This is a genomic window from Streptomyces sp. RLB3-17, from assembly GCF_007113425.2.
Lineage (GTDB): Bacteria > Actinomycetota > Actinomycetes > Streptomycetales > Streptomycetaceae > Streptomyces > Streptomyces mirabilis_D.
The window spans coordinates 2,211,766-2,235,041 of record NZ_CP041610.2 but is presented as its reverse complement, the minus strand read 5'-3'; the positions used below and the strand labels follow the sequence as shown (position 1 = coordinate 2,235,041).

At 70.8% G+C, this 23,276-nt stretch carries 25 protein-coding genes; 17 read left to right on the top strand and 8 right to left on the bottom strand.

Annotated elements, in window-relative coordinates; genetic code table 11:
• Positions 1–283 precede the first annotated feature (283 nt).
• The 3 genes from FNV62_RS10490 to FNV62_RS10480 all read left to right on the top strand — a co-directional run bounded on the left by FNV62_RS10490 (position 284) and on the right by FNV62_RS10480 (position 4,361).
• A complete protein-coding gene (locus FNV62_RS10490; protein WP_144315142.1) occupies positions 284–1,774 on the top strand; it encodes a DEAD/DEAH box helicase in 1,491 nt (496 codons plus the stop codon).
• 528 nt (positions 1,775–2,302) lie between these two features.
• On the top strand, positions 2,303–2,932 hold the full coding sequence (locus FNV62_RS10485; protein WP_144315140.1) for a hypothetical protein: 630 nt from the start codon (positions 2,303–2,305) through the stop codon (positions 2,930–2,932).
• A 667-nt stretch (positions 2,933–3,599) separates the two neighbouring features.
• Positions 3,600–4,361, top strand: a complete 762-nt coding sequence (locus FNV62_RS10480; protein WP_225900831.1) for a hypothetical protein — start codon at positions 3,600–3,602, stop codon at positions 4,359–4,361.
• A 49-nt stretch (positions 4,362–4,410) separates the two neighbouring features.
• On the opposite strand, the gene FNV62_RS10475 is transcribed toward FNV62_RS10480, so the two are convergent.
• Positions 4,411–5,175 (bottom strand): dienelactone hydrolase family protein, encoded by a 765-nt coding sequence (locus tag FNV62_RS10475; RefSeq protein WP_144315138.1) that lies wholly within the window; start codon positions 5,173–5,175, stop codon positions 4,411–4,413.
• A gap of 285 nt (positions 5,176–5,460) precedes the next feature.
• Between FNV62_RS10475 and FNV62_RS10470 the strand changes: the two genes are divergently transcribed.
• From FNV62_RS10470 to FNV62_RS10445, 6 genes are all read left to right on the top strand, one after another.
• Positions 5,461–6,168 carry an SDR family oxidoreductase gene (locus FNV62_RS10470; RefSeq protein WP_143600847.1) on the top strand — a complete coding sequence of 236 codons (708 nt, stop codon included), beginning with the start codon at positions 5,461–5,463 and terminating at the stop codon, positions 6,166–6,168.
• Positions 6,169–6,282: 114 nt separating this feature from the next.
• A complete protein-coding gene (locus FNV62_RS10465; protein ID WP_060895153.1) occupies positions 6,283–7,152 on the top strand; it encodes an aldo/keto reductase family oxidoreductase in 870 nt (289 codons plus the stop codon).
• Between the two features lie 140 nt (positions 7,153–7,292).
• A complete protein-coding gene (locus FNV62_RS10460; protein WP_097283679.1) occupies positions 7,293–8,000 on the top strand; it encodes a TetR/AcrR family transcriptional regulator in 708 nt (235 codons plus the stop codon).
• 446 nt (positions 8,001–8,446) lie between these two features.
• Positions 8,447–9,583 (top strand): hypothetical protein, encoded by a 1,137-nt coding sequence (locus FNV62_RS10455; RefSeq protein WP_225900225.1) that lies wholly within the window; start codon positions 8,447–8,449, stop codon positions 9,581–9,583.
• A 196-nt stretch (positions 9,584–9,779) separates the two neighbouring features.
• Positions 9,780–10,676, top strand: a complete 897-nt coding sequence (locus FNV62_RS10450; protein WP_143605312.1) for a serine hydrolase — start codon at positions 9,780–9,782, stop codon at positions 10,674–10,676.
• Positions 10,677–10,916: 240 nt separating this feature from the next.
• Positions 10,917–12,296 (top strand): MFS transporter, encoded by a 1,380-nt coding sequence (locus tag FNV62_RS10445; RefSeq protein WP_143612744.1) that lies wholly within the window; start codon positions 10,917–10,919, stop codon positions 12,294–12,296.
• Between the two features lie 30 nt (positions 12,297–12,326).
• On the opposite strand, the gene FNV62_RS10440 is transcribed toward FNV62_RS10445, so the two are convergent.
• Positions 12,327–12,827 carry a winged helix-turn-helix transcriptional regulator gene (locus FNV62_RS10440; RefSeq protein WP_186003067.1) on the bottom strand — a complete coding sequence of 167 codons (501 nt, stop codon included), beginning with the start codon at positions 12,825–12,827 and terminating at the stop codon, positions 12,327–12,329.
• A 107-nt stretch (positions 12,828–12,934) separates the two neighbouring features.
• On the opposite strand from FNV62_RS10440, the gene FNV62_RS10435 reads away from it, so the two are divergent.
• Both FNV62_RS10435 and FNV62_RS10430 read left to right on the top strand, forming a co-directional pair.
• The gene (locus FNV62_RS10435) at positions 12,935–13,720 is read left to right on the top strand and encodes an SDR family oxidoreductase (protein ID WP_060898978.1); all 786 of its coding nucleotides are present in this window, start codon (positions 12,935–12,937) and stop codon (positions 13,718–13,720) included.
• Between the two features lie 50 nt (positions 13,721–13,770).
• Positions 13,771–14,130 (top strand): nuclear transport factor 2 family protein, encoded by a 360-nt coding sequence (locus tag FNV62_RS10430; protein ID WP_097283677.1) that lies wholly within the window; start codon positions 13,771–13,773, stop codon positions 14,128–14,130.
• Between the two features lie 14 nt (positions 14,131–14,144).
• Here the strand turns inward: FNV62_RS10430 and FNV62_RS10425 are convergent, their stop codons facing one another.
• From FNV62_RS10425 to FNV62_RS10410, 4 genes are all read right to left on the bottom strand, one after another.
• Complete coding sequence (locus FNV62_RS10425) at positions 14,145–14,915, bottom strand: SDR family NAD(P)-dependent oxidoreductase (RefSeq protein ID WP_143612743.1); 771 nt, start codon at positions 14,913–14,915, stop codon at positions 14,145–14,147.
• A 28-nt stretch (positions 14,916–14,943) separates the two neighbouring features.
• Positions 14,944–16,176 carry an amino acid deaminase/aldolase gene (locus FNV62_RS10420; protein WP_143612742.1) on the bottom strand — a complete coding sequence of 411 codons (1,233 nt, stop codon included), beginning with the start codon at positions 16,174–16,176 and terminating at the stop codon, positions 14,944–14,946.
• Positions 16,173–17,003, bottom strand: coding sequence for an SDR family NAD(P)-dependent oxidoreductase (locus tag FNV62_RS10415; RefSeq protein WP_143612741.1), 831 nt, complete (start codon positions 17,001–17,003; stop codon positions 16,173–16,175). The genes FNV62_RS10420 and FNV62_RS10415 overlap by 4 nt, the downstream gene beginning before the upstream one ends.
• A 184-nt stretch (positions 17,004–17,187) precedes the next feature.
• Positions 17,188–18,162, bottom strand: coding sequence for an SMP-30/gluconolactonase/LRE family protein (locus FNV62_RS10410; RefSeq protein WP_097283673.1), 975 nt, complete (start codon positions 18,160–18,162; stop codon positions 17,188–17,190).
• A gap of 194 nt (positions 18,163–18,356) precedes the next feature.
• On the opposite strand from FNV62_RS10410, the gene FNV62_RS10405 reads away from it, so the two are divergent.
• Positions 18,357–18,950, top strand: coding sequence for a TetR/AcrR family transcriptional regulator (locus tag FNV62_RS10405; RefSeq protein WP_054228878.1), 594 nt, complete (start codon positions 18,357–18,359; stop codon positions 18,948–18,950).
• A 206-nt stretch (positions 18,951–19,156) separates the two neighbouring features.
• On the opposite strand, the gene FNV62_RS10400 is transcribed toward FNV62_RS10405, so the two are convergent.
• The gene (locus tag FNV62_RS10400) at positions 19,157–19,351 is read right to left on the bottom strand and encodes a hypothetical protein (RefSeq protein WP_143612740.1); all 195 of its coding nucleotides are present in this window, start codon (positions 19,349–19,351) and stop codon (positions 19,157–19,159) included.
• A 339-nt stretch (positions 19,352–19,690) separates the two neighbouring features.
• Here FNV62_RS10400 and FNV62_RS10395 point away from each other — a divergent pair, with 339 nt between their 5' ends.
• Together FNV62_RS10395 and FNV62_RS10390 are read left to right on the top strand one after the other, a co-directional pair.
• Positions 19,691–19,855, top strand: coding sequence for a hypothetical protein (locus tag FNV62_RS10395; protein ID WP_164331651.1), 165 nt, complete (start codon positions 19,691–19,693; stop codon positions 19,853–19,855).
• A gap of 12 nt (positions 19,856–19,867) precedes the next feature.
• Positions 19,868–20,398: a hypothetical protein gene (locus FNV62_RS10390; protein WP_143612739.1), complete on the top strand. Its 531-nt coding sequence runs from the start codon at positions 19,868–19,870 to the stop codon at positions 20,396–20,398.
• Positions 20,399–20,403: 5 nt separating this feature from the next.
• On the opposite strand, the gene FNV62_RS10385 is transcribed toward FNV62_RS10390, so the two are convergent.
• Entirely contained in the window at positions 20,404–20,829 is a 426-nt protein-coding gene (locus FNV62_RS10385; RefSeq protein ID WP_143600832.1) for an ArsR/SmtB family transcription factor, read from the bottom strand.
• Positions 20,830–21,009: 180 nt separating this feature from the next.
• On the opposite strand from FNV62_RS10385, the gene FNV62_RS10380 reads away from it, so the two are divergent.
• The 3 genes from FNV62_RS10380 to FNV62_RS10370 are packed head-to-tail and all read left to right on the top strand — an operon-like array spanning position 21,010 to position 23,220.
• Complete coding sequence (locus tag FNV62_RS10380) at positions 21,010–22,467, top strand: MFS transporter (RefSeq protein WP_143612738.1); 1,458 nt, start codon at positions 21,010–21,012, stop codon at positions 22,465–22,467.
• A 43-nt stretch (positions 22,468–22,510) separates the two neighbouring features.
• Entirely contained in the window at positions 22,511–22,663 is a 153-nt protein-coding gene (locus FNV62_RS10375) for a hypothetical protein (protein WP_164331649.1), read from the top strand.
• Positions 22,660–23,220, top strand: coding sequence for an SDR family oxidoreductase (locus tag FNV62_RS10370; RefSeq protein ID WP_143612737.1), 561 nt, complete (start codon positions 22,660–22,662; stop codon positions 23,218–23,220). The genes FNV62_RS10375 and FNV62_RS10370 overlap by 4 nt, the downstream gene beginning before the upstream one ends.
• Positions 23,221–23,276: the final 56 nt, after the last annotated feature.

Here is a 23,276-nt window from a genome sequence, read left to right as displayed (position 1 = left end):
AGCCCGCGCATCAGGCCTGCGCGGGCTCGCCCGGCCGGCCTGCGGGTCGATAATGGTACTTTTTGTGTCCGGACGCGCGCGCCGTGCTAAAGTTGACGCCAGTCGTGGTTCCCGTAAACTCCAAGTGCCTTTGATGACTTTATGTCGTCGGGCATTTTTGCATTTCGCAGAGCGTGGACCCCTGGGTACCGCCCGGAAATCGGATTCGGTTCGTTCTTGCAATTCATTCGGTTCACCGCTGCCGAGAATTCCTCGATACGTGCCATATCGAGGAAGGTTCTCCATGAACCGCTCAGCACGTACGAGCGACCGTTTCGCCAAGACCCGTCGGCAGGGCGCCCAGGGGCGCCCCGGCCCCCGTTCAGGCGGCGGCGGCCGCCGTCCCGCCGCACCGCAGGGCGAGTTCGCGCTGCCGGAGACCATCACCCCGGCCCTCCCTCCGGTCGCGGCCTTCGGTGAGCTGGACCTCCCCGTCGAGGTGCTGAACAAGCTCACCAGCCTCGGCGTGAACGAGCCGTTCCCGATCCAGGCCGCCACGCTGCCGAACTCCCTCGCGGGACGCGACGTCCTGGGCCGCGGGCGCACCGGATCGGGCAAGACGCTCGCCTTCGGCCTCGCGCTCCTCGTGCGTACGGCAGGACAGCGGGCGGAGGCCCGCAAGCCGCGCGCCCTGATCCTCGTTCCCACCCGCGAGCTGGCCCAGCAGGTCTCCGATGCGCTCACCCCGTACGCCCAGTTGCTGAAGGTGCGGCTGGCCACCGTGGTCGGTGGTATGTCGATCGGGCGGCAGGCCGCCGCGCTGCGGGCCGGGGCCGAGGTCGTCGTCGCGACCCCGGGCCGCCTCACCGATCTCGTCGAGCGCAATGACTGCCGCCTCGACCGGGTGAGCATCACCGTCCTGGACGAGGCCGACCAGATGGCCGACATGGGTTTCATGCCCCAGGTCACCGAGCTGCTGGACCAGGTGCGCCCCGACGGCCAGCGCCTTTTGTTCTCCGCCACGCTGGACCGCAACATCGACCTCCTCGTCCGTCGATATCTCCATGACCCGGTGGTCCACTCGGTCGATCCCTCGGCGGGCGCGGTGACCACGATGGAGCATCACGTACTGCAGGTGCATGGCGCCGACAAGTACGCCGCCGCCACCGAGATCGCCGCCCGCGACGGGCGCGTGCTCATGTTCCTGGACACCAAGCACGCCGTCGACCAGTTCACCAGGCACCTGCTGGGCAGTGGTGTGAAGGCCGCGGCACTGCACAGCGGCAAGTCGCAGCCCCAGCGCACGCGCACGCTGGCCCAGTTCAAGACCGGTCACATCACGGTCCTGGTGGCGACCAACGTCGCTGCCCGCGGTATCCATGTCGACGATCTCGACCTCGTCGTCAACGTCGACCCGCCCAGTGACCACAAGGACTACCTGCACCGAGGCGGCCGTACCGCCCGCGCCGGTGAGTCCGGCAGCGTCGTCACGCTCGTTCTGCCCGGCCAGCGCCGCGACATGATCCGTCTCATGTCCGACGCGGGCATCCGGCCCCACATCACCCAGGTCCGTTCCGGCGAGGCGGAGTTGAGTCGTATCACCGGCGCGCAGGCGCCCTCCGGTGTTCCCATCGGCGGCAGCCGGCCGGTCGCGGAGCGACCCGAGCGCGGCGGTACCCCCTTCCGGGGCCTGGGCACCCGCCCGGGCCGCGCCGGTGGCGAGTCCCGCCGGGTCGCCGAGGCACGCCAGACGGCCGAGGCCCGCAAGGCCGCTCGGGTTCGTCGAGGCGCGTAGTCTGAACCGTCCGTCGAGGCGCGTAGTCCGGACCGTGGGAACGGAACCTGTCCGTGGCGACCTGCGGGGCCATGACCTCAGAGCAACGCCTCAAGTGTCATGGGGGAGCCCACTTCCAAGCCGACGGACTGTGGGCCTCCCTCGTCGAGGTTCACACGGAAGAGGGACACGCGAGTGACGCGGTGACCGGTCCGGAACGCCTCGAACGCAGCTCCGATACCGGATGGGCAGCGGAACGAAACGGCTGAGGCATCCGCTCGCGATCCTCATCGCCGAAGGACTGACCAACCGTCGGACGGCCACGGTGCCGCGAATTGGCGAGGACGGGGTCGCGGGTGACGAGAGCGGCCAACTTCCCACGATCGACGGCCACATGGCGGTTCGGCCGCACTAGCACATGAGTCGGCCCGGGAAGCACATGTGTCGCACATACCCGCGCGACAGGAGCATCCAGTTCCACTCGTGCGTACTATCTCTACACTGCTGCAGGCCGTGGCAGTTGTGTCCTGCGAGTGATTGGCCCATGTCATGTCTGAAGTCAGTTCCAACTCCCACTCCACAGAACTCACGTCGCAGTACATCGCCCAGGTGACGGGTGACCTTGAGCGCAATGCCAAGGAGCAGGAGCGTGTCGGTGCAGAGATCGAGGCCCTGCAGGAGCAGTTGCGTGCCCTGCGGCACGATCACACCGTGCTGGTGAACATGCAGGACGCGCTCGGCGGTCCCGGCTCGACCCCCGGTGCGGAGGCCGCGGTTGCGCCGTCCGTGCCTCACCAGGTCTCTGCCGAACCCAAGCAGAGCAAGGGGAAGAAGGCGGCCGCCACGGGCGCGAAGAAGACGGCGCCCAAGAAGCCCGCCGCCAAGGCCTCATCCGTGAAGGCGTCCACGGCAGCGGCCAAGCCGACCCTCGTCGAGCTGATCCGAGGGCACCTGGAGAAGCAGACCGAGCCGCGTTCCGCCGCCGAGGTCACCACCGCGCTCACGCAGGCCCACCCCGACCGGAGCGTGAAGACCACGGTCGTGCGCACCACCCTCGAAGGACTGGTCGCCAAGAGCCACGCTCACCGCACCAAGCAGGGTTCGTCGGTCTTCTACACCACGGCAGTCACCTCGGAGCCCGCGCCGGCCGAGCCGCAGCAGGAGACGGTGTCCGACTGAGCATCCGCAGGAGCCCCTGGCACCTGGTAACTGTACGACCCAGTAGTCGTCCTCCTCGGCCGAGGCGGCGCACGGCGGTCTCCAGCACACGGAGACCACGGTGCTCCAGGATGTCCAGACACGTGGGCTGCCCTTGGCCGTTCGTCATCTCCGACTTTCCGCTGCCGCCCGTGACGCTTGGTTGCCTTCGCCGGCGAGCGGCCACCTCAGGACCGTCCGGCACGTCCCGTGGACGCCCCCGCGAAGATGTCGAGTGCTCCGGCACGGTCGGTCGGACCGCCATTTCCGCGTAGGCCGAAAGCCGTGACCTCGGAATTCGCGGCCCCCCTGCCTAGTTCCCCCGCTCAGACACGCGTGCCGTCATCACGACCGCACACAACACGTCGCAACGGCGCGCGCGTCACGCCCTGTCACACCGGAGCACGGACCAAAAGGACGGGGAACAGGCACTGGCCGGGGGCTCCGTGGTGCGGGCTTTGTCGCTCTATACGATGAGGCGTCCGGTGGGGGATGGGGGGAGAGACCATTGGGTTGGGCGGTCGACGAGCGTCGCGGTGATACCGGGGACGGTCATGCGTACGGCGACGGGTCCGACGACGACCGGTCGCCGTCCGCCGCGAGTGACGACGCGGGCGCGCGGCCGCGCGGCCCGCTGCGCCGGTTCGCGTTGTTCGTCGGGCGCACGTTGTACGGCGAGTGGTACGGCATCGTCGTGGATCCGGTACGGCAACTCGTGCGCCGTGGGCTGTCCGGACTCGTGTTGGCGTTCGTGGCCGTCTTCGGGGTCATCTTCTTCCACGCGCTCGCCCAACATCCCACCGGTGCGGTGATCGTGCGGCTGATCGGCGGAGTGAAGGCCTGTCTGCCGCTGCCCCTGGCCCTGTTGCGTACTCCGGTGTCGCTGTACGTGCCCGCCCTCGACCTTCCCGTGTGGGCGGGCATCACCCAGCTGTTCTTCGCCTTCGCACTCGCCGAACTCGCCCTCGGCCGGGCCCGGACACTGGTCGTCGCGTACGCCACCACCCTGGCCGGCACCCTCACGGTCCGCGTGATGATCGCGCTCGGCCCGGGCTGGTGGGGGCTCGGCCTGCCGCCCGAGATCGGGCAGGTCCTCGACACCGGACCCTCTGCCGCGGTGGTGGGACTGTTCACCTACCTCTCGGTCGTCCGGCGCGCCCCCATCGTGTTCGCGCTCACCGGCGGCTCGATGGTGTGGGAGTCGATCGTCAAACCCAATCTGGCAGGCCGTGAGCACCTGATCGCCGTGGGCGCCGCGATTGTCCTGGCGGTGCTGCACGGGCGCTGCCGAAGACTGCGGGATTCCCTCGGCGCCCTGCTTTTCTCGGCATGGTCACGCAGTGGCCTCGAGCGGCTGTTCCCGCCACGTGGTGAGGGGCGTACGCGGGGCGGAAGGACTCAACCGCGCTGAGGGTCCCCGACCGGGGACGGCCGTCCCCGCGATCGGAGGAGAGGCGTGTTCAGAGGGCGCGGTCGAAGAGGTCGAGCAGGGCTGCCCAGTGGCGTTCGGTGGCCTTGGTGTCGTACGCGGCGGTGTCGGCCATGGTGTAGCCGTGGTGCGCGCCGGTGTAGACCTCGCTGCGGTGGCGGACACCCGCCTCGGTGAACGCCTTGTCGAGGCGCTCGATCTGCTCGGGAGGCAGGGAGGCGTCCTGGTCGGCGTGGCCGAAGTACAGCTCCGCGGTGACCCGGTCGGCGAGCAGGTGCGGGCTGTCGGGCGCGTCGGTCGCCAGCCGGGCGCCGTGGAAGCCGGCCGCGGCCGCGACCCGCTCGGGGTAGGTGCCGGCGGTGCGCAGGGCCAGGCCCGCGCCCATGCAGTAGCCGGTGGTGCCGACCGGTCCGTCGGCGGCCTGCGGGCAGGCCGCCAGCCAGGACAGATAGGCGTCGGCGTCGCGCATGGCCGGCTCGGGGGTCAACTCCTGGATGATCGGAATGAGTTGCTCGAACAGCGCCGGCCGGGCGGCCGCGTCGATGAAGTCGGGCAGCTCCACCACCGGGGCCGGGCCGTGGCGGTAGAGGAGATTGGGAACCAGCACGGTGTAGCCGGCCCCGGCGAGCCGGTCGGCCATCTCCTTCAGCCGGGGGCGCAGTCCGATGGCGTCCATGTAGAACAGCACCGCGGGGTGGGCGGTGTTGTCGTCGGGGTGGGCCAGATAGGCGTCGGCCGAGCCGTCCTGGGTGGGGATGTTCACGGAGGTTCCGCGTACGTCACGTACATCGGTCATGGGCGTCCCTCATCTTCTCTCGGGCGTCTCCGGGGTGTCTTCCGGGTGTTTCGGGGTGCCGCGCGGATCTCCGACGGCCACCCGATCGCGGCGGTCCCGTCGAGCAGTCTGGCACTCGTGGTGCGGTCGGTTCGGCAGGGCCCCGCTGTCGTTCCCGTGGCGGGAGTCGCCGTCATGCGCAGACGGATTCCTGGCGCGGCGCCGGACGCGTACGAGCCTGGTACCGACAGTCCCAGGAAAGCCGGGCTACTGGTTGTGCGCATCGTCCGGTCGCAGGGTGGAGTCATGACGACAACACTCATCACCGGAGCGAACAAGGGTCTCGGTTACGAGACCGCCCGCCGGCTCGTCGCCGCGGGTCACACGGTCTACGTCGGCAGCCGGGACGCCGAACGAGGACGCCGGGCCGCCGAACAGCTGGGCGCCCGGGCCGTCCAGCTCGATGTCACCGACGACGCGTCGGTGCGAGCCGCCGTGAAGGCCGTCGAGGCCGAGGGCGGGCTTGACGTACTGATCAACAACGCGGGCATCGAGTCGAGGGGCGAGGGCAACTCCGTGCTCGGCGCCGCGGACGTGACCGCCGACGTGATGCGGGAGACGTTCGAGACGAACGTCTTCGGCGTGGTGCGTGTCACCCACGCCTTTCTCCCGCTGCTCCAGGCCTCGGCCGCCCCGGTGGTGGTCAATGTCAGCAGTGGGCTGGCCTCGCTGGCCCGGGTGAGCGATGCGGGTACCCCGGCGTACGCCTACCCCGGCGTCGCGTACCCGGCTTCGAAGACCACCGTCAACATGATCACCGTGCAGTACGCGAAGGCGTTGCCGAACATGCGGATCAACGCGGTGGAGCCCGGCTTCACCAAGACCGACCTGAACGGGAACACCGGCATCCAGACCGTCGAGCAGGGCGCCGAGATCATCGTACGGATGGCGCAGATCGGCCCCGACGGTCCCACCGGGGGCTTCTTCGACGCCGAAGGCACCCTTCCCTGGTAGTCCGAGCCGGTACGCCACCCCGTACGCGTGCCAGACCCCGCGACCGCCACTCCGCCACTCAGCCCCCACTGCCACTCAGCCCCACCGCCCCACCGAACACACAGGAGCATCGACATGACCGTGCAGTCACTTCACGGCGGAACGTTCACCATGGCCAAGGACCTGACGGTCACCCGCATGGGGTACGGCGCCATGCAGCTCGCCGGTCCGCACGTGTTCGGGCCGCCGGCCGACCGGGACGCCGCCGTGGCCGTTCTGCGCGAGGCGGTCGAGCGGGGGATCACACACATCGACACCTCCGACTTCTACGGCCCCTACGTCACCAACCAGATCATCAAGGAAGCGTTGCACCCCTACCCGGCCGGCCTGCACCTCGTGACCAAGGTCGGAGCACTGCGGGACGCCGAGGGAGGCTGGCCGAAGGCGCTGTCGCGCGACGAGCTTCGCCAGGCCGTGCACAGCAACCTCGAGAACCTCGGCCTGGACGCACTCGACGTCGTCAACCTGCGGGTGGGCGGGCTCGACGCCCCCGAGCCGGGTTCGCTCGCCGAACCGTTCACCGTGCTCGCGGAGCTCCAGCAGGAGGGGCTGATCAGGCATCTCGGTGTCAGTACCGTCTCCGCCGAGCAGATCAAGGAAGCCCAGTCCATCGCGCCCGTCGTGTGTGTGCAGAACTTCTACAACCTCGCGAACCGCGCCGACGACGCGCTGATCGACTCCCTGGCCGAGCAGGGCATCGCCTACGTGCCCTACTTCCCCATCGGCGGCTTCTCCCCGCTGCAGTCGGACACCCTGCACGCGGTCGCGGGCCGGCTGGAGACCACTCCGGTCGCCGTCGCCCTGGCCTGGCTGTTGCAGCGTTCCCCGAACATCCTGCTCATCCCCGGTACCTCCTCGGTGGCACACCTGCGTGACAACATCGCCGCTGCCGCCCTGGTCCTTCCCGAGAAGGAGCTGGCCGAGCTGAACGGGATCGCGGTGTGAGGAATGTGGGGTCGTCACGCACGAGGCACGCGCGTGGCGGCCCCGTGGCGGTGTCCGGGGCGCCGTTTGCCCGCGCCGGGTGCTCGCACCGTTCGGTACGAACTTGTTTTTCACGAACACGTTCGTTAGTCTTGTGCGGCATGACTCCAGAGAAGCCCGCTCCGATCAGCCGACGGGAACGCCCGGCGAAGCCCGCCCTGACCAGGCAGGGAATCATCGACGCCGCGCTGGCGATCCTTCGTGACGAGGGGCTGGGCAAGGTGACGATGCGCCGCATCGCCACGGCCCTCGACACCGGGCCCGCGTCGCTCTATGTCTACGTCCGCAACACGGGGGACCTGCACGCGCAGATCCTCGACTCCCTGCTCGGACCGGTGAAGGCGCCCGCACCGGAGGCGGGGACCTGGCGGGACCGGTTGAAGGCACTGCTGGTCAGCTATGGAGAGGTGCTCTTCCGGCACCCGGAGATCGCCCGGATGGCGATGTCCACGCAGCCGAGCGGCCCGAACTACCTGGCGCTGGCCGACGCGATCCTCGGCCTCCTCGACGAGGGCGGGGTGTCGGGCCGGGAAGCGGCCTGGGGCATGGACCTCCTGCTGCTCCATCCCACCGCCGTGGCCGTCGAACACAGCTCCCCGAAGTCCGCCACGCAGGAGTCCGACGAGTTCTCCGCGCTGGCCGCGAAGATCGCCACCGCGGACCCGGCGCGCTACCCCCACATCGCCCGGCTCGGCGACACGCTCGTGTCGGGAGACGGCCCGAGCCGCGCCGACTGGGCTCTGGACGTCATCCTGGACGGCGTCCTCGCCGCGGCCTCTCGTGCGTCGGCCGAACAGCGCGGCTGGTGAGAGTGGGGTGTGTGTTTCCCCTGTGTTGCAAGTCGCGCCCGAATGTATGTCTAGGGTTGATCCGTAAGCGCGGGCAAGCAGCGAGGGCTGTGACCAGGCCCTCGGAACATGTCTCCGGCGGTACGGACAACGCGAGTTCAGTGCCTCGCACCTGAGAGTGGTTGTCGTGGCGGCAGGCGGTTGAGTGCCGGAGCCCGCGGGGAAGCCGCCCGCGGTCTGTGCCGCGGGTGAGGGAACGACAAGGGGTGTTGATGGAAGGCGCGGATCTTCCAGCGGGGGACCGGTGCGTACCGGTTCGTGGCGTCGTCGATCAGTTGGCGCGGTAGGCGCCTGTGCGGTGGGACGAGGGTCGCGAGGACGCGGGGGGACCGACTCAGGCGCAGGACCCGGAGCAAAGTCACCGGGGAACGGATGGCCGCGCCGTGGGCCGGGCCGTCCCCTGGGTCATGCGACAGGAACGCAAGGGCATACGACCCCATATCGTCGTCCTGGCGGCGTGGACGTTGCTCTGGTTCCTGCTGGTGCAGAGACACGGGGGGATCTCCTGGCACTACCTGCGCACCGGGGGCCAGCTGCTCTTCGGTGCCGTTCCGGGTGGCGGCCTCGCCATCTACGCCAACCATCCGGAGTTGCAGATCGGCCCCGTGAGCTTTCTGGCGGCCGCGCTGTTCGCCCCGCTGCCACCCCACATGGCGGAGGTGCTGGCGGAGGCGGTGATGTCCGCACTCGGCCTCTACATGTTGGTTCTGGTCGGCCGCACTGCGGCCGACCACAACCGCGGCACGGGACTCAACCACCGCCGACTCCAGCAGCGGGTGCTCGTGGCAGGGGTGGCCTTCATTCCCATGTGGGTCGAAGTGGCGGTCCGCTTCGCCCACTTGGACGACGTACTCGCGCTGTTCTTCACCACTCTGGCCGTACGCGCTCTGGTGCGGGGCCAAGGGCGCACGGTGGGCATCATGCTCGCGCTGGCGGTGGACTCGAAACCCTGGGCAGTGGCGTTCACGGCTCTGCTGCTCGCCCTCCCGGCCGCGCGACGACGCAACTCCGCGCTCTGGACGGTCGGCCTGGTGGCCGTCGCGTGGCTGCCGTTCTACGTCACCCATCTCAACTCGGCTGCCGCCGCCAGATTCACCATCGCCAACCAGCCCGCCTCGGCGCTGCGTTGGCTGGGCGTCCTGGCCCCGGCCACGCCCTGGTGGGACCGCCCGGCCCAAGTGCTCCTGGGATTCGGTCTCGGCGCGCTGGCGGTAGTCAGAGGCCGCTGGCCCGCGGTCGTGCTGCTCGGCGCCGATGCCCGCATCGCACTGGACCCGAGTGTCTACACGTACTACAGCGCCTCGATCCTGCTCGGCACCCTGCTGTGGGACGCGGTCGGGCAGCGTCGTCTGGTGCCGTGGTGGAGCTGGATCGCCCTGCTCTCCCTGTACGGCAGTACCTTGTTGGTGCCCTCGGACCGCGTCTGCGGCCTGATCCGGCTGGCCTTCGCCGCCGGTTCGGCGGGCTACGTCCTGCTGGGGCCCGTGCCACGCCGCCGGGGCCCCGAGTCGAAGGTTCCTTCTCCGGCGTCCCCCCAGGTGTGACCACCCTCCGCGGGGAGGAATGGGTTGATGAATGTCACACGGCTAAAAACCTCCCAATTCAGACATAAGCCTATTTACCGCACGCCGGGGTCTCTTTCGTCCCTGTAGCGTCGCCGTCATTCGGGAATCGAGAGGGGCCCGCGAACGGGCTCCCGATGTGACCGCAGACACAGAGCAGGGAATCTTCATGCCGGACATGCACGCACTGCGCCGCGCGCGGCGTGGACTGGCCGCGACCGCGGCGGCCGGGTCGGCGCTCGCGGCGCTCTTCGCCGCCACCCCGGCCCAGGCGAGCACCGCCGACGCCACCTCCGAAGCCACCGCCACCGTCGGCGGCTCCCAGGTGAAGTGCACCTCACAGCGGCCAGGGCTCGCGGCCCGGCTGTCCAAGGACATCGCGGGAGCGCTGCACGGGCGGGACCACGCCGCGGCGCTCGCGCTGTACGACCGTGCCACGGGGACCTCGTGCGACTTCCGGGCCGACACCGCCTTCGACTCGGCGAGCGTGGTCAAGGTCACGATATTGGGGGCGCTGCTGCGCCAGAGCATGGAGCAGCACCGGGCCCTGACCGCTCACGAGGTGGAACTGACCACCGCCATGATCACCAAGTCGGACAACGACGCGACGAACGCCCTGTGGCACCAGATCGGCCACGCCGGCATCCAACACTTCCTGACCCTGGCAGGGATGGGGGACACCGTCCCCGGGCCCAAGGGCTACTGGGGGCACACCCAGGTCACGGCCGAGGACCAGCTGAGGCTGCTCCGGCTGCTCACCTCGGACAACTCCGTCCTCGACCGGGACGCGCGCACCTACGCCCTCCGGCTGATGAACCGGGTCGTCCCCGAGCAGCGTTGGGGAACGCCCGCCGGGGCCCCCGCGACGGCGACCGTTCAGGTCAAGAACGGCTGGTTGCCGCGCGACACCCACGGCTGGCGGGTGCACAGCGTCGGTGTGTTCACCGGCGGCGGCCACGACTACGGACTGGTCGTGCTCTCCCAGGACAACCGCACGATGGCCGACGGCGTCACGACCCTCGAGGGCGCCGCCCATGCCGTAAACCGGGACCTGAACACCTCAACTGCCGCGTAGGTATTCCCCTTTCGCGCCGATCGGTCGGAGGTTAGGGTGCCGGTAACGAGTGTGATTCCCGAGGAGTCGAGACATGCCCGGTCGTCCGAGCGCGCGTTGACGTCGTAGGCCCTGAGCGGCCCGTCATCGCGTGCTGCCCTTGATGCGCGGCACAGCGAGCCTTCCCCCACCTGAACCGTCGGCGTCCTCGACGTGCGCTGGGTGGCGGACTCTGTCTTGCGCGATCCAAGGGGTTTTCCTGTGCCGGACGCTTCCTCCTGTCCGTCCTCCTCCTCGTCGTCCTCGTCGTCCTCGTCCTCGTCGTCGTCGTCCTCGTCCTCCGCCGCGTCCGGCTCGGGGCGTCCTGTTCCGTCGGCCCTCCGGCGCGACGCCGACTTCCGCCGGCTGTGGGTGGGACAGACGGCCTCTCAACTCGGTGAGCACGCGAGCCTGGTGGTCCTTCCGCTGATCGCGGTTCTCACACTCGACGCCGATGCCGGCCGCCTGGGCGTCCTCCGCGCGGTGGGGCAGGCGCCGACCCTGCTGCTCGCGCTCCTCGTCGGCGCGTGGGTGGACCGATGGCGGACCCGCACGGTGATGGTGCTGGCGGACCTCGGCCGGGCCCTGGCGCTGGGCGGCGCCGCCCTGGCCGGACTCCTCGGCGGGCTCGGCCTGCCGACACTCCTCGTGGTCGCCTTCACGGTCGGGGTCCTGTCGGTGTTCTTCGACGTGGCGTACCAGACCTCTCTCGTACGACTGGTGGAACGCGACCGGTTGACGCGGGCCACCAGCGCGATCGAGGGCAGCCGCTCGGCGGCGCAGATCGTCGGCCCCGCCCTGGGCGGCGTGCTGGTGTCCCTCCTGTCGGCGCCGATCGCCGCCGCGTCCTGCGCCCTGTCCTTCGCGGGGTCGTTCCTGTCGATCCGGCGGATCCGGCGCCGCGAATCGGTCCCCGAGCGGTCGGGACGGGCCCCTCGGGTCTGGCGCCGGATCCACGAGGGCCTGCGCTTCGTCGCCGGGGACACCTGGCTACGGACCGTGGGCCTGGCCTCGACCGCCTTCCAGTTCTCCTTCGCGGCGACGATGACCGGCTATCTGCTCTTCCTGCCAAGGGACTTGCACCTGTCGGGCAGCGTCGTGGGGATGACACTCGCCGCCACGGGGCCGGGCGCGCTCCTGGGTTCTGTGCTGGCCGCCCGGCTCCCGGGCCGGTTCGGTCACGGCGTGGTGCTCGTGTCGGCGGCGGCGCTCGGCGACGGCGTGATGCTGTGTGTGCCCGCGCTGAGCGGCCCCTCCGCGGTGACGATCCCCTCGCTCGTCGCGGTCAACTTCGTGTTCGGGACCTTCGGCCAACTGGTGAACGTCACGGTCATGGCCGTGCGGCAGGCCGTCACCCCGGACGGGATGCAAGGCCGCGTCGCCGCGACGATCACGTTCGTCGGCATGGGGGCCGCCCCGCTCGGCTCGCTGCTCGGCGGCTTTCTCGCGGGGGAGTGGGGGCTGCGCACCAGCCTCCTGGTGACGGCCGCCGGCATGATGCTGTCCCCGGCGCTGATGGCCCTGTCCCCCCTCGCCCGCCTGGGACGCGAGCTGCCCCCGCGGGACGTGCCGCCCGGACATCGCTTTCCCCCACCGGGCTGAGCGGTCGCGGCGTTCAGTCGCCGAGGCCGCTCACCTCTGCGTCTTCGACCCGTTCGGGTAGCGGTCGCGCATGGCGGGGCTCGCCGCGGGGCCCGCCGTGAAGACGAAGGCGTCGCTGTCGTCGAGCCGGCGGCCGGTCCTGGCGTCGACGACGACGGGCTCGACCTCCTCGCCGCTGTCCGCGTCGACGAGGATCATGCTGCGGTCCTGCGGCGCCAGCCGCGCGTTGCCCCAGGCGGCCAGGGCGACTATCACCGGGCGGAGCGAACGACCGCGTTCCGTCAGGACGTACTCGTGGCGTACGGGGTTGGTCCGGTACGGCCGACGCTCCAGCAGTCCGTCCGCGACGAGGCTCTTGAGCCGGGCCGTGAGCATGCTGGAGGAGATTCCCAGGTTCTCCTGGAACTGGTCGAAGCGGGTGTAGCCGTCGAAGGCGTCGTGGAGGATCAGCAGCGTCCACCACTCGCCCACGTGTTCCACCGTCGTGGACAGCGGGCACTCCCGGTCCTCCAGCCTGATGCGGCTCGCCACGGCGACCGTCCCTTCAGTTACTGCTAAAGTCGAAGTTAGTACCTTCTATTTTAGCAGTAACGGGGCGGCGCTGCTCGGCATGCCCGCACCCGGGAACGGAGCGCACCATGGCCACTCACCCCGGCGAATCCCTCGACGGCCGTCGAGCCCTGGTCACCGGCGGCACCAAGGGCACCGGAGCCGCCATCGCCCGACGCCTCGCCCAGGCCGGCGCGACCGTACTCGTCACTGCCCGCAGCCGTCCCGACGAGGTCGAGGAGAAGACGTTCATCGCCGCCGACCTGTCCACGGCCGAGGGCGCCGCACGGGTGGTCGGTGAGGTGGAGGCCCGGCTCGGAGGCGTCGACATCCTGGTCAACACCCTCGGCGGCTCCGAGGCGCCCGCCGGGGGCTTCGCGGCACTCGGCGAGGACGACTGGGCCAGGGAACTGAACGTCAACCTGCTGGCCGCCGTCCGCCTGGACCGCGGACTGCTGCCCGGCATGATCGCGGCCGGAAAGGGCGCCATCGTGCACGTCACATCGATCCAGCGCCGCATGCCGCTGTGGAACGGCACCCTCGCCTACGCCGCCGCCAAGGCCGCCCTGACCACCTACAGCAAGGGCCTCGCCAACGAGGTCGCCCCGCACGGCATCCGCGTCAACACCGTCTCGCCCGGCTTCGTCCAGACCGCCGCCGCCGACAACCTGGTGGCCAGGATCGCCTACGACGCCGGCATCACCCAGGACGCGGCACTGGCCCGGCTCATGGACTCCCTCGGCGGGATCCCCCTCGGCCGTCCCAACCGTCCCGAGGAAGTGGCCGAACTCGTCGCCTTCCTCGTCTCCGACCGCGCCTCGGCCATCGTCGGCGCCGAGCACGTCATCGACGGCGGCACCACCCCCACGGTGTGAACCGCCCTCACCCACAGCACCTGAAAGACGCCACAACCGAGAGGCCCGCCATGAAGCACGACCAGCCCCAGGCCATCGCTCCGGACACCCTGCCCGAGGTGATCACCCGCTACCTCACGGCGCACCGCGCCCACGACACCGCCGTGGCCATCGCCGCGTTCACCCGGGACGCGACGGTGATCGACGACGGCAACACCTACCAGGGCACCGCCGCCATCGAGCGGTGGCTGAACCGGTCGGCGACCGAGTTCACGTACACCATCGATCTCACCGGGGCCGAGCGCACCGACGCGAGCCACTACTCCGCCACGCACCACCTCGAGGGCGACTTCCCCGGCGGGACCGTCGACCTGCGCTACCGGTTCACGCTCCGCGGCGACCTCGTGGAACGCCTCGTCATCGAACCCTGAAGTCACTCCCACTTCTAGCTCGAGGCCAGCTTTCGGAGTATCAGGGCGGAGAGCGGCGTGGGGAGGGTGCGCAGGGTGCGGACCAGGGTTGTCGTGGTCCAGGGGAAGTAGGCCTGTGCCGGTTCTCTTTCCAGGGCGCGTACGACGTGTCGTGCCGCGCGGTTCTGGCTGACTTGGAAGGGCTTGGGGAGACCGTCGGCTCCGACGCGGTCGGTTGCGACGAAGCCCGGGTGGACGGTGGTGAACCGGATGCCGTGGGGAGCGAGTTCGACGCGTGCGGTGTCGATGAGGGTGCGGGCAGCGGCCTTCGCGGCGGAGTAGGGGCCCTGGCGGGGGATGCCCATCAGGCCGGCCAGCGAGTTGGTGTGGGCGATCAGTCCTCCGTCGCGCTGGGTTTTCATCTGTGCGATCAGCGGGACGAGGTAGTGGACGACGACGTCGTAGTTCAGGGCCGTGATCCGTGCGATGTCGGCCACGGTGACCTGGTCCATGGACATGTCCGGTCCCTGGCCGGCGTTGAGGAGCGCGATGTCGACGGATCCGTACTCCGCGACGCACGCGGCCACCACGGCGGAGGACGCCCCCGGGTCCAGGGCGTCGGCGGCGATGTCCAGGCAGGCGCTGCCCGCAGCTCGGATCTCCTCGGCCACGGAGGCGAGTTCGGGCGCGCGCCGTGCCGTGATGACCAGCCGGTTGCCGTGGTGTGCGAGTCGGCGTGCGACCTCCGCGCCGATGCCCGAGGAGGCACCGACGACGAGGACGGTTCGGTCGGTGATGCGGGTCATGGTGTCACCTTGCCCGGAGGACGGGCCGTCACAGGAAGTGCCGGCCCTCGCCCCGGTACGTCGGTACGGTGTCGACCACCTCGCCGCCGCTGACCAGGTGGAGTTCGCCGACCCGCTCGCACAGTTCACCGGCCTTGGCGTGCCGCAGCCACACCCGGTCTCCGATGCGCAGGACCTGCGCGGGCTTGCCGAGCAGCGGGGTCTGCACCTCGCCCGCCGCTTCGGTGGCGGTGACGCGCAGGCCGGGGGGCCAGGCCAGAGTGGGCAGCCGGTCCTTGCCGGGCGGCCCCGACGCGATCCAGCCGCCGCCCAGGAGCGTCGCGATCTTCGGGGAGGGGCGGCGTACGACGGGCAGCACGAAGTACGCGGCGGGGACGGGCCGGAAGGACCGGTAGAAGTCGAAGAGCCCAGGACCGTACAGGCCGGAGCCCGCCGCGAGTTCGGTCACGGCGTCCTCCCGCGTGGTGGTCTCCAGGCTGCCGGTGCCGCCGCCGTTGACGAACCGCAGTGGGGTGACGGCACGTACGGCGGCGACCGCGGCCTCCCGTCGCTGGCGTAGTTCCTCGACGGAGGAACGCTGCATCGCGCGCACGACGGCCCGCTTGAGCAGCGAGCCGGGCTGGTTGTCGCCGAGGCCGGCGACCTGGCCCTCGTACCCCATGATCCCGGCCAGTTCGAAGCCCGGACGGGCCGCGACCGCGCGGGCGAACGCGGCCGCCTCCCGCGGCGTGTGCACCGGCGACCTGCGCGGCCCGAGATGGAGACGGCCGCCCGCCAGTCGCAGGGCGGCGTCCAGTTCCAGGCAGACGCGGACACGGGTCTGCCGGGGGCCGGTCGCGGCGTCCACGAGGTCGAGGTGCTCGACGGAGTCCACCATCAGGGTGATCCGGGAGGCGAGCTGTTCGTCGGCGGCCAGCCGGCGCAGCGCGGTGGCGTCGGTGGTCGGGTAGCCGACGACCACGTCCTCGAACTCCTCGGCCAGCCACAGGGCTTCGGGCAGCGTGAAGCCGAGGATGCCCTGGAACCCGGGACGGGCGAGAGCCCGGCGGATGAGGGCGCGCGAGCGCAGCGACTTGCTCGCGAGCCGTATCGGTTTGCCGCCCGCGCGGCGTTCGAGGTCGACGGCGTTGGCGTCGAAGGCGTCCAGATCGATGACGCCGAAGGGCGGCTCCAGGCCCGCGGTCGCCGCCCGCAACCGGTCGAAGCGCCCCTGTTCCGCGGGGGCGGACCGGGCCGGGGTGGTGGCGGTGTCGGTGGTCATCGGTTGTCGTCTCCTCGCTCGCGCACCACGGCCGTGGCCGGGGCGATGCTCCTACTGCGGCGTTCCGCCATGGCCGCCACCCTGGGGATCACGAAGCGCATCAGCCGGGGGAACACCCCGGCGACCCGCTGAACGCGTCCGCCGACGGCGGGGTGGACGACTTCGACCGGCTTCTTCACGATCGCGTCGACGATGACCGAGGCGACCTTCTCGGGGGTGAGCGGCTTCTCGGCGAAGGTGATCACCGCGCTGGGGTCGGCCATCTCCTGCTCCAGCATCGGCGTCCGGGTGCCGGGCGGGTGGATGATGCTGAACGTCACCGGTCCGCCCCGTTCCTCGATCGCCACGCTGTGGTGGAAGGCGCGCAGCCCGTGCTTGGTCGCGCCGTAGGTGGTGTAGCCGGACAGCGGCAGGAACGCGCTCATGCTGCAGACGGTGATGATGTGCCCGTGCCCCTGGGCGCGCATCCGGGGCAGCGCGGTCAGCGTCCCGGTCATCGGGCCGAGCAGGTTGACCTCGACCATGTGGCGGTGCTGTTCCAGGGACAACTGGCGTGCGTATCCCGTGTGGATGATCCCGGCGTTGTTGACGAGAACCTCGACGGGGCCGAGCCGGGCCGCGACGGCGTCGAAGGCCTCCTCCCAGGCGTCCTGGTCGCGGATGTCGAGGGGGATCGCGCAGGCGGCGGGGCCGAGTCGGTCGGCGAGGCGGGTGGCACCGGCCAGGTCGATGTCGGCGAGGGCGACCCGATGGCCGCGGCGCACCGCCTCGCGCGCGGTGGCGGCGCCGATGCCACTGGCCGCGCCGGTCACCAGGACCACGCTCATCGCGGCCTCCCCTGGCATGTGCCGCCGCTGCCGTACGAGGTGTCGTCGTGGGCGCCGTCGCCCGTTCGATGTCCGTGCATGTGAACTCCCGGGAGGCGGGCGGGGGATGGCCCCGTGGACGGAGTGCGCGTGTCCGCGAGCGGAGGGGGCGGGCCGGCCGTCGGGGAGGCCCGTGCGTCCGGGGTCACGACGGCAGGACGTACGCCTCCAGCCGTGCGCCGTCGAGCTGTGCCGCGCGTTCCGGGTCGTCGGTGGGGACGGTGGCGGCGTACAGGGTGTCACCGCGCGGGCCCGCGACCAGGCAGCTGAGCGTACGTTGGCTGGTGGCGACGCGGTCCAGGATCGTGCCGCCGGGGCCGACCCGGACGCACTCGCCGCGCAGCGCGTTGGCGACCCAGGCCGTGCCGTCCTTGCCCGGTGCGATGCCGTCCGGGGCGATGGGGGTGTCGGAGCGGTCGGCGATCGCCTGGTGGTCCAGCAGGGACGAGACCCGCCGGGTGATCCGGCCACGCAGCCCGGGACTGTTGAGGGACCTCCACAGCCAGGCCGGGACCAGCGGGGCCCAGGGGCGCGGCGGGCCGAGCCGTCCGTCCGGCAGCACGGGCAGCGCGGTGAGCCGCATCGCCAGTGTCTCGGCGACCAGTAGGGTCCGCCCCTCGTCGATGAGGAAGCAGCCGTTGGGGAACACCAACGGCTCGCTCAGGCCCAGCAGTTCGCCTCCAGGCGACAGGCAGGCGAGCGGGGCCCTGGGCGGGCCCGGCGGTGCGTAGAGCATGGCGTTGGGCCGCTGTCGGACGAAGCCGTGGTAGTCGAAGCCGAAATTGCCCACGTAGGCGCGGCCCTGCCCGTCGACGAGCATGTCGTTGACCGGGCCGCCGGCGATGTCGCCGAGGTCCGCGTGCACGACCAGGGAGCCGTCCGGTTCCTGGCGGTGGACGCGGCGTCCGTCCATCGAGACGACCAGCATCCGTCCGTCGGGCAGCCAGCCGAGGCCGCCCGCCCGGCCGGGGACCTCCAGCACGGTCTCCGGCTCCCCGAGGGTGTCCCAGCGGTGCACCGTCCCGTGGGCGAAGTCGCAGAACCACAGCGCGCCGTCGTGCCAGCGCAGGGACTCCAGCGTGCCGAATCCGTCCAGAACGACAGTGGCTTGCGGTCGCACTTCCGCCTCCTGAGGGGGCTCGTGCCAGGCGTCGGGTTCCGCTACGGTCGCCCACCACGCGGAAGTAAGTCAAGAGTCTTGGACGTTTGACTTACTTCTCGGCGGATCCGCGCTCCGAACCGACGCGCGGCCCGTGGGTCTGGCTATCCTGGCGGACGAACCCGCAGGTGAAGAGGGGAGATCGTGTGTCCCGTATGGCGGCGAGCGACCGGAGGGCCGAGCTCCTCGAGGCCGCGATCCGGGTCATGACGCGTGACGGCGTGGCCAAGGCCACCACCCGTGCGATCGTCAACGAGGCCGGTATGACCCTCGGGGCCTTCCACTACTGCTTCGACTCCAGGGCGCAGCTCCTCGAACGCGTCACCGAGACCCTCACCGAGCGCTACGTCGCCGAGGTCCGGGGCCTGTTCGCGCCGCACCGGGACATCCGCGACAGCGTCCTCGACAGTCTGCACGCGTTCTGGAAGGGGTTCGAGGCCAACCCCGGCGAGCACCAGATTAGTTACGAGCTCACCCAGTACGCGCTGCGCAATCCCGGCTTCGAGAACATCGCCAGGAGACAGTACGAGATCTTCCTGGCCGCCTTCGCCTCCCTGCTCGAACTGGCCGCCGACAACGCCGGGATCGAGTGGACGCAGCCCGTGCCGATCCTCGCGCGGTACGTGCACTCGGTGATCGACGGCCTGAACATGACCTGGCTCGTCGACCGCAACAGCGACCACAGCCAGGCGGTTCTGCACCTGCTCGCCGACCACCTTCTCCAGTACGCCAGACCGTCGGCCGCCTGACGCGTGCGCCGTCGGCGGCTTGGAATGCGCTATGATTGATCTTGAGCGGACCGCTGGAAGTCTCGGCGGCAGACCTCGCGTTGGTGGTCCAAGGAAAGACGCCCCGCTTCCTGCGGGGAGATGCAGGTGCAAGGCCTGCCCGGCGCTCCACGAAACCCCGCCTCCGGTACTCCGGAGGCGGGGTTCGCTCGTTGCGGCCGGTGCCGTCAGCGGTTCCGGAGGGGCGCGTTCGAGGTGCGGGTCCAGGAGAGGACACCGGTGAGCGCGATCCGCAGGAGGGCGCGCAGTTCGACGTGCAGGGGGCCTGCCGTCGGCGGCTTGCGTCCACTGACGTCGTGACCCCGCTGCGCCGACTCAGTGACGTCGAGGCGGCGTTCGCCCGCACCCACGCGCTGATGCACGGCACCACGCAGGTCACCACGCATGTCACGGTGCGCGGCGACCTCGCCCCCGAGCACTTCCGGAGCGGCGCCGAGCGGTGGCCGCCGAGCCGCCGCTGCTGTCGTTACGCATCGAGGAGCGGCCCGACGGCCTGTGGTTCACCACCGGCCCCGGACCCCGGCCCGGACAGATCCGACACGACCCGCCCGGCACGCCGGAATCGGCCGACGACGTACTGTGCGGGGAGCTCAACGACGTGCTGGAGACCGGTGGTCCACTGTGGCGGCTACGCCTCGTCCGCGACCCGGGCGCGGGGGCGTCGCATCTCTACTTCACCCGCAACCACGCGATGCGACGAGTTGACGTACCGTCCCCCCGCGCGGCCGGACGCCCCGGTACGGGAGTTCGTGCCGCGGCCCGATCCCCTGCCGTTCGCGGCGCATCGGCCGTGGGACGAGCGGGCCGCGGACTTCGTCCTGTTGGCGTTCACCTGGGAGGAGAGCCTGGCCCTCAAGTCCTGGTGACGGGAGCGGAGGGTGACGGTCAATCAGTTCTTCGCGGTCGCGCTGGCCGACTCGTACGCCGAGGTCACGGGCCGTTCGGAGGTGAATCTGTGCACGGCCGTGTCGCTGCGGCGACGATACGAGGAGAGCGCCGAACTGCCGGACGTGGGCTGTTTCATCAACGTCATCCTGAACGTTCCCGTGCGGGTCGTCCGGGGCGATCCGGCCGACGAAGCCCGTGACTACGCCGCGGCGCCGGCGCGGGCGGACGCCGCGTGGCGCCCGCCCCTGCGCGACCACGCGGTGATCCGGCGAGCGGTGGAGCAGACCGCGGCCGTCCGGTCGGCCGCCGGGATCTGCATCACCAACGTCGGCGTCGTCGACCCGGCGCTCGGCCCGCGCACCGCCCGGGTCACCGGCTATCGCACCGTGGTCAACCACGTGGGCGCCAACTACGGGGTCGTCCTCCATCTCGGCACCCTCGGTTGGGCGAAGGCGCTGCGCGACCGCGTGCTGCGCAGCGGCGCGGCGCGCCGGGGTCTGCCGGCGGGGGCTTCCCGATGAGGTGTTCAGGCCGTGTTCTCGGTGTCCCCAGTGTCCTTGGTGTCCTCGGTGCGCAGGACCAGGGCGAGGAGGCCGGGGAAGCGCTCGTCGAACTCGGCGCGGCGCAGCCGGTTGAGCCTCTTGGGTCCGGCGTCGCGCTGCTCCAGGAGGCCGGCCTCGCGCAGTACGGCGAAGTGGCGGCTGAGGGTCGCTTTGGTGACCGGCACGTCGAAGCTGCCGCACGACCGTTCCCAGTCGGCGGCCCCGGCCAACTCCCTTACGAGGGTCTGGCGGACCGGGTCGGCGAGGGCGAGCAGCGCCGCCTCCAGCGGTACGTCGCCCGGGCGAGTGTGGACCGGCGGCGTGCGGTGACTCGTGGCTGCCGTCGGCTGTCGGCTCTCCACGGTCGCCCGCCCGCCCCGTGCCGTCGACTCTCGGCTCTGTGCCGTCATGGCTGGTTGCTCCGTCCCGACTCGCTTGGTCCGTGAGGCGTGCCGTACACGGATTGCAGAGTGTTCGATGATCTGCGTACACTCGGAGTGTTCGCTTGTAGACGAACATTCTACCGGAGCCCGCTGCGTATCGCCCGGCTCCGGCCCCCCACCGCCCTCCGGCACGACGGAAGGAAAACCGTGCCTCAGACCCAACCCCACAAGTCCCGGCCGGGACTGACGCTGTTCGCGGCCTGCCTCGGTTTCGTGGTCGTCATCCTGGACGTCAGCGTCGTGAACGTCGCCACCAAGGCGCTCGGCGCGGACTTCGGCGGCAGTCTGTCCGGTCTTGAGTGGGTGATCAACGGCTACACGCTCACCTTCGCGGCCTTCCTCCTGACCGCCGGCGCCATGGGCGACCGTTACGACCCCAAGCAGATCTTCATGGCGGGCTTCGCGTTGTTCGCCGTGACGTCCCTGGCCTGCGGCGCCGCCCCCTCGTTGGTCGCCCTCATCGCCGCCCGCGTGGTCCAGGGCGTCGGCGCCGCGATGATCGTGCCGTCCTCGCTGTCGATCGTGAACACCAACTTCCCCGACCCGGCGGAACGCACGCGCGCCGTGAGCCTCTGGGCCGCGGCCGGCGGACTCGCCCTCGCGCTCGGCCCGGTCGTGGGCGGCCTGCTGGTCGACTCGCTCGGCTGGCGCTCGATCTTCTACGTCAACGTCCCCATCGCCGCCGTCGGCATCGTGCTCGTGCGGGCCCGCGCCCGGCCCGCCCCCGCGCGCGACGCCTCGGTCCGCCGCTCGCTGGACCTGCCCGGTCAGTTGCTCGCCGTCGTCGGCCTTGGCGCGTTCACCGGGGCGATCGTGGAGGCCAACGCGCGGGGCTGGTCCTCGGCCACCGTTCTGACCTGCCTGGCCGTCTTCCTGGTCGCGCTGCTCGGCTTCCTCGTGGTGGAGCGCCGCAGTGGCGACCCGATGCTGCCCCTCCATCTGTTCGGCCGACGGGCGTTCAGTTCCACGTCCCTCATCGGCGTGTTGCTGAACTTCGCCTTCTACGGCCTGATCTTCGTCTTCAGCCTCTTCTTCCAGCAGGTCTGGGACTACTCGCCCATCGGCGCCGGACTCGCGTTCCTGCCGATGACGGCCGCCATCATGATCGCGAACCTGTCGTGCGGTCCGCTGGTCAAGCGCTACGGCGCCCGGACCGTACTGATCACCGGCAACACCCTCGCCGTCCTCGGCTACCTGGCCACGGTCCCCGTCGTCGACTCCGGGGCGTACACGCAGATGACCGCGCAGTTCGTCGTCGCCGGATTCGGCATCGGCCTGGTCGTCCCCTCCATGACCAACGCCATGCTCGGCTCCGTGGACCCGGCCAACGCCGGTATCGCCTCCGGTGTCCTCAACGCCTCGCGTCAGCTGGGCGGCCTCATCGGGGTCGCGGTCATGGGTCTGCTCGTCGGCCAGGCCGCCTCCGACCACTTCCTGTCCGGCCTGCGCGCGGCCCTGCTCTGCGCCGTGGTGGCCCTCGCGATCAGCGCCGTGCTCAGCGCGGTCGGCCTGCCCGGGCGGCAGACGACCACCGCGACGGCACCGACGGCCGCCGCGTCCAAGGCCGGGTCCGAGCCCGCTCTGAAGACCGCCGACGCGCGCTGACGGCCGCCCGCCCGGTCGCCCTACCCCAAGGAGTCCCCGTTCCATGCCTCACCTCGTGCTCGAATACTCCGGCAACGTCCGGGAGCGCATGGACCCGCCCGCCCTCTTCGGGAGCTGCACGGTCCGAGGACCACAGCGACCGTCCCGCGGCCTGACCGGGCCCGCCCCCCACGTACAGGAGCAGAACCAGTCATGAGCGCATACGCAGACCAGCGCGTCCTGGTCGTCGGCGGCACCTCCGGTGTCGGCCTCGCCACCGCCGGGGAGTTCGACCACGTCGTCGTCTCGGCGGGGGAGACCCCGATGGGGCGGGTCGACGCCCTGCCGCTGGCCGACGCGTACGCCGCCATGGACAGCAAGTTCTGGGGCGCGTACCGCATCCCCGGGTCCGTCCGCGTCCGTCCCTCCGGGTCGCTGACACTGCTCGCCGGCTACCTATCCCAGCGGCCGGGCTGGGCCTCGGCCCTGCAGAGCGCCATCAACGCGGCCCTCGAGGCCCTCGTGCGCGGCCTGGCCCTGGAGTACGCGCCGCTGCGCGTCAACGCCGTCTTGCCGGGGCTGCTGCGGACCCCGCTCTGGGAGGGCATGGACGTCACCGCCCGCGAGCGGATGTACGAGGCGGCGACGCAACGCCTGCCCGTGGGACGCGTGGGGGAGGCGGCCGACGTCGCCCAGGCGGTGCTCTTCGTCACCGGCAACGCCTACGCGACGGGCACCACCGTGTACGTCGACGGCGGCGGAACCATCGCCTGACGGCGCATGACCCGACGCCCCTCGCCGTACCGCGGCGGGTGCGCTGCGAGACCCCG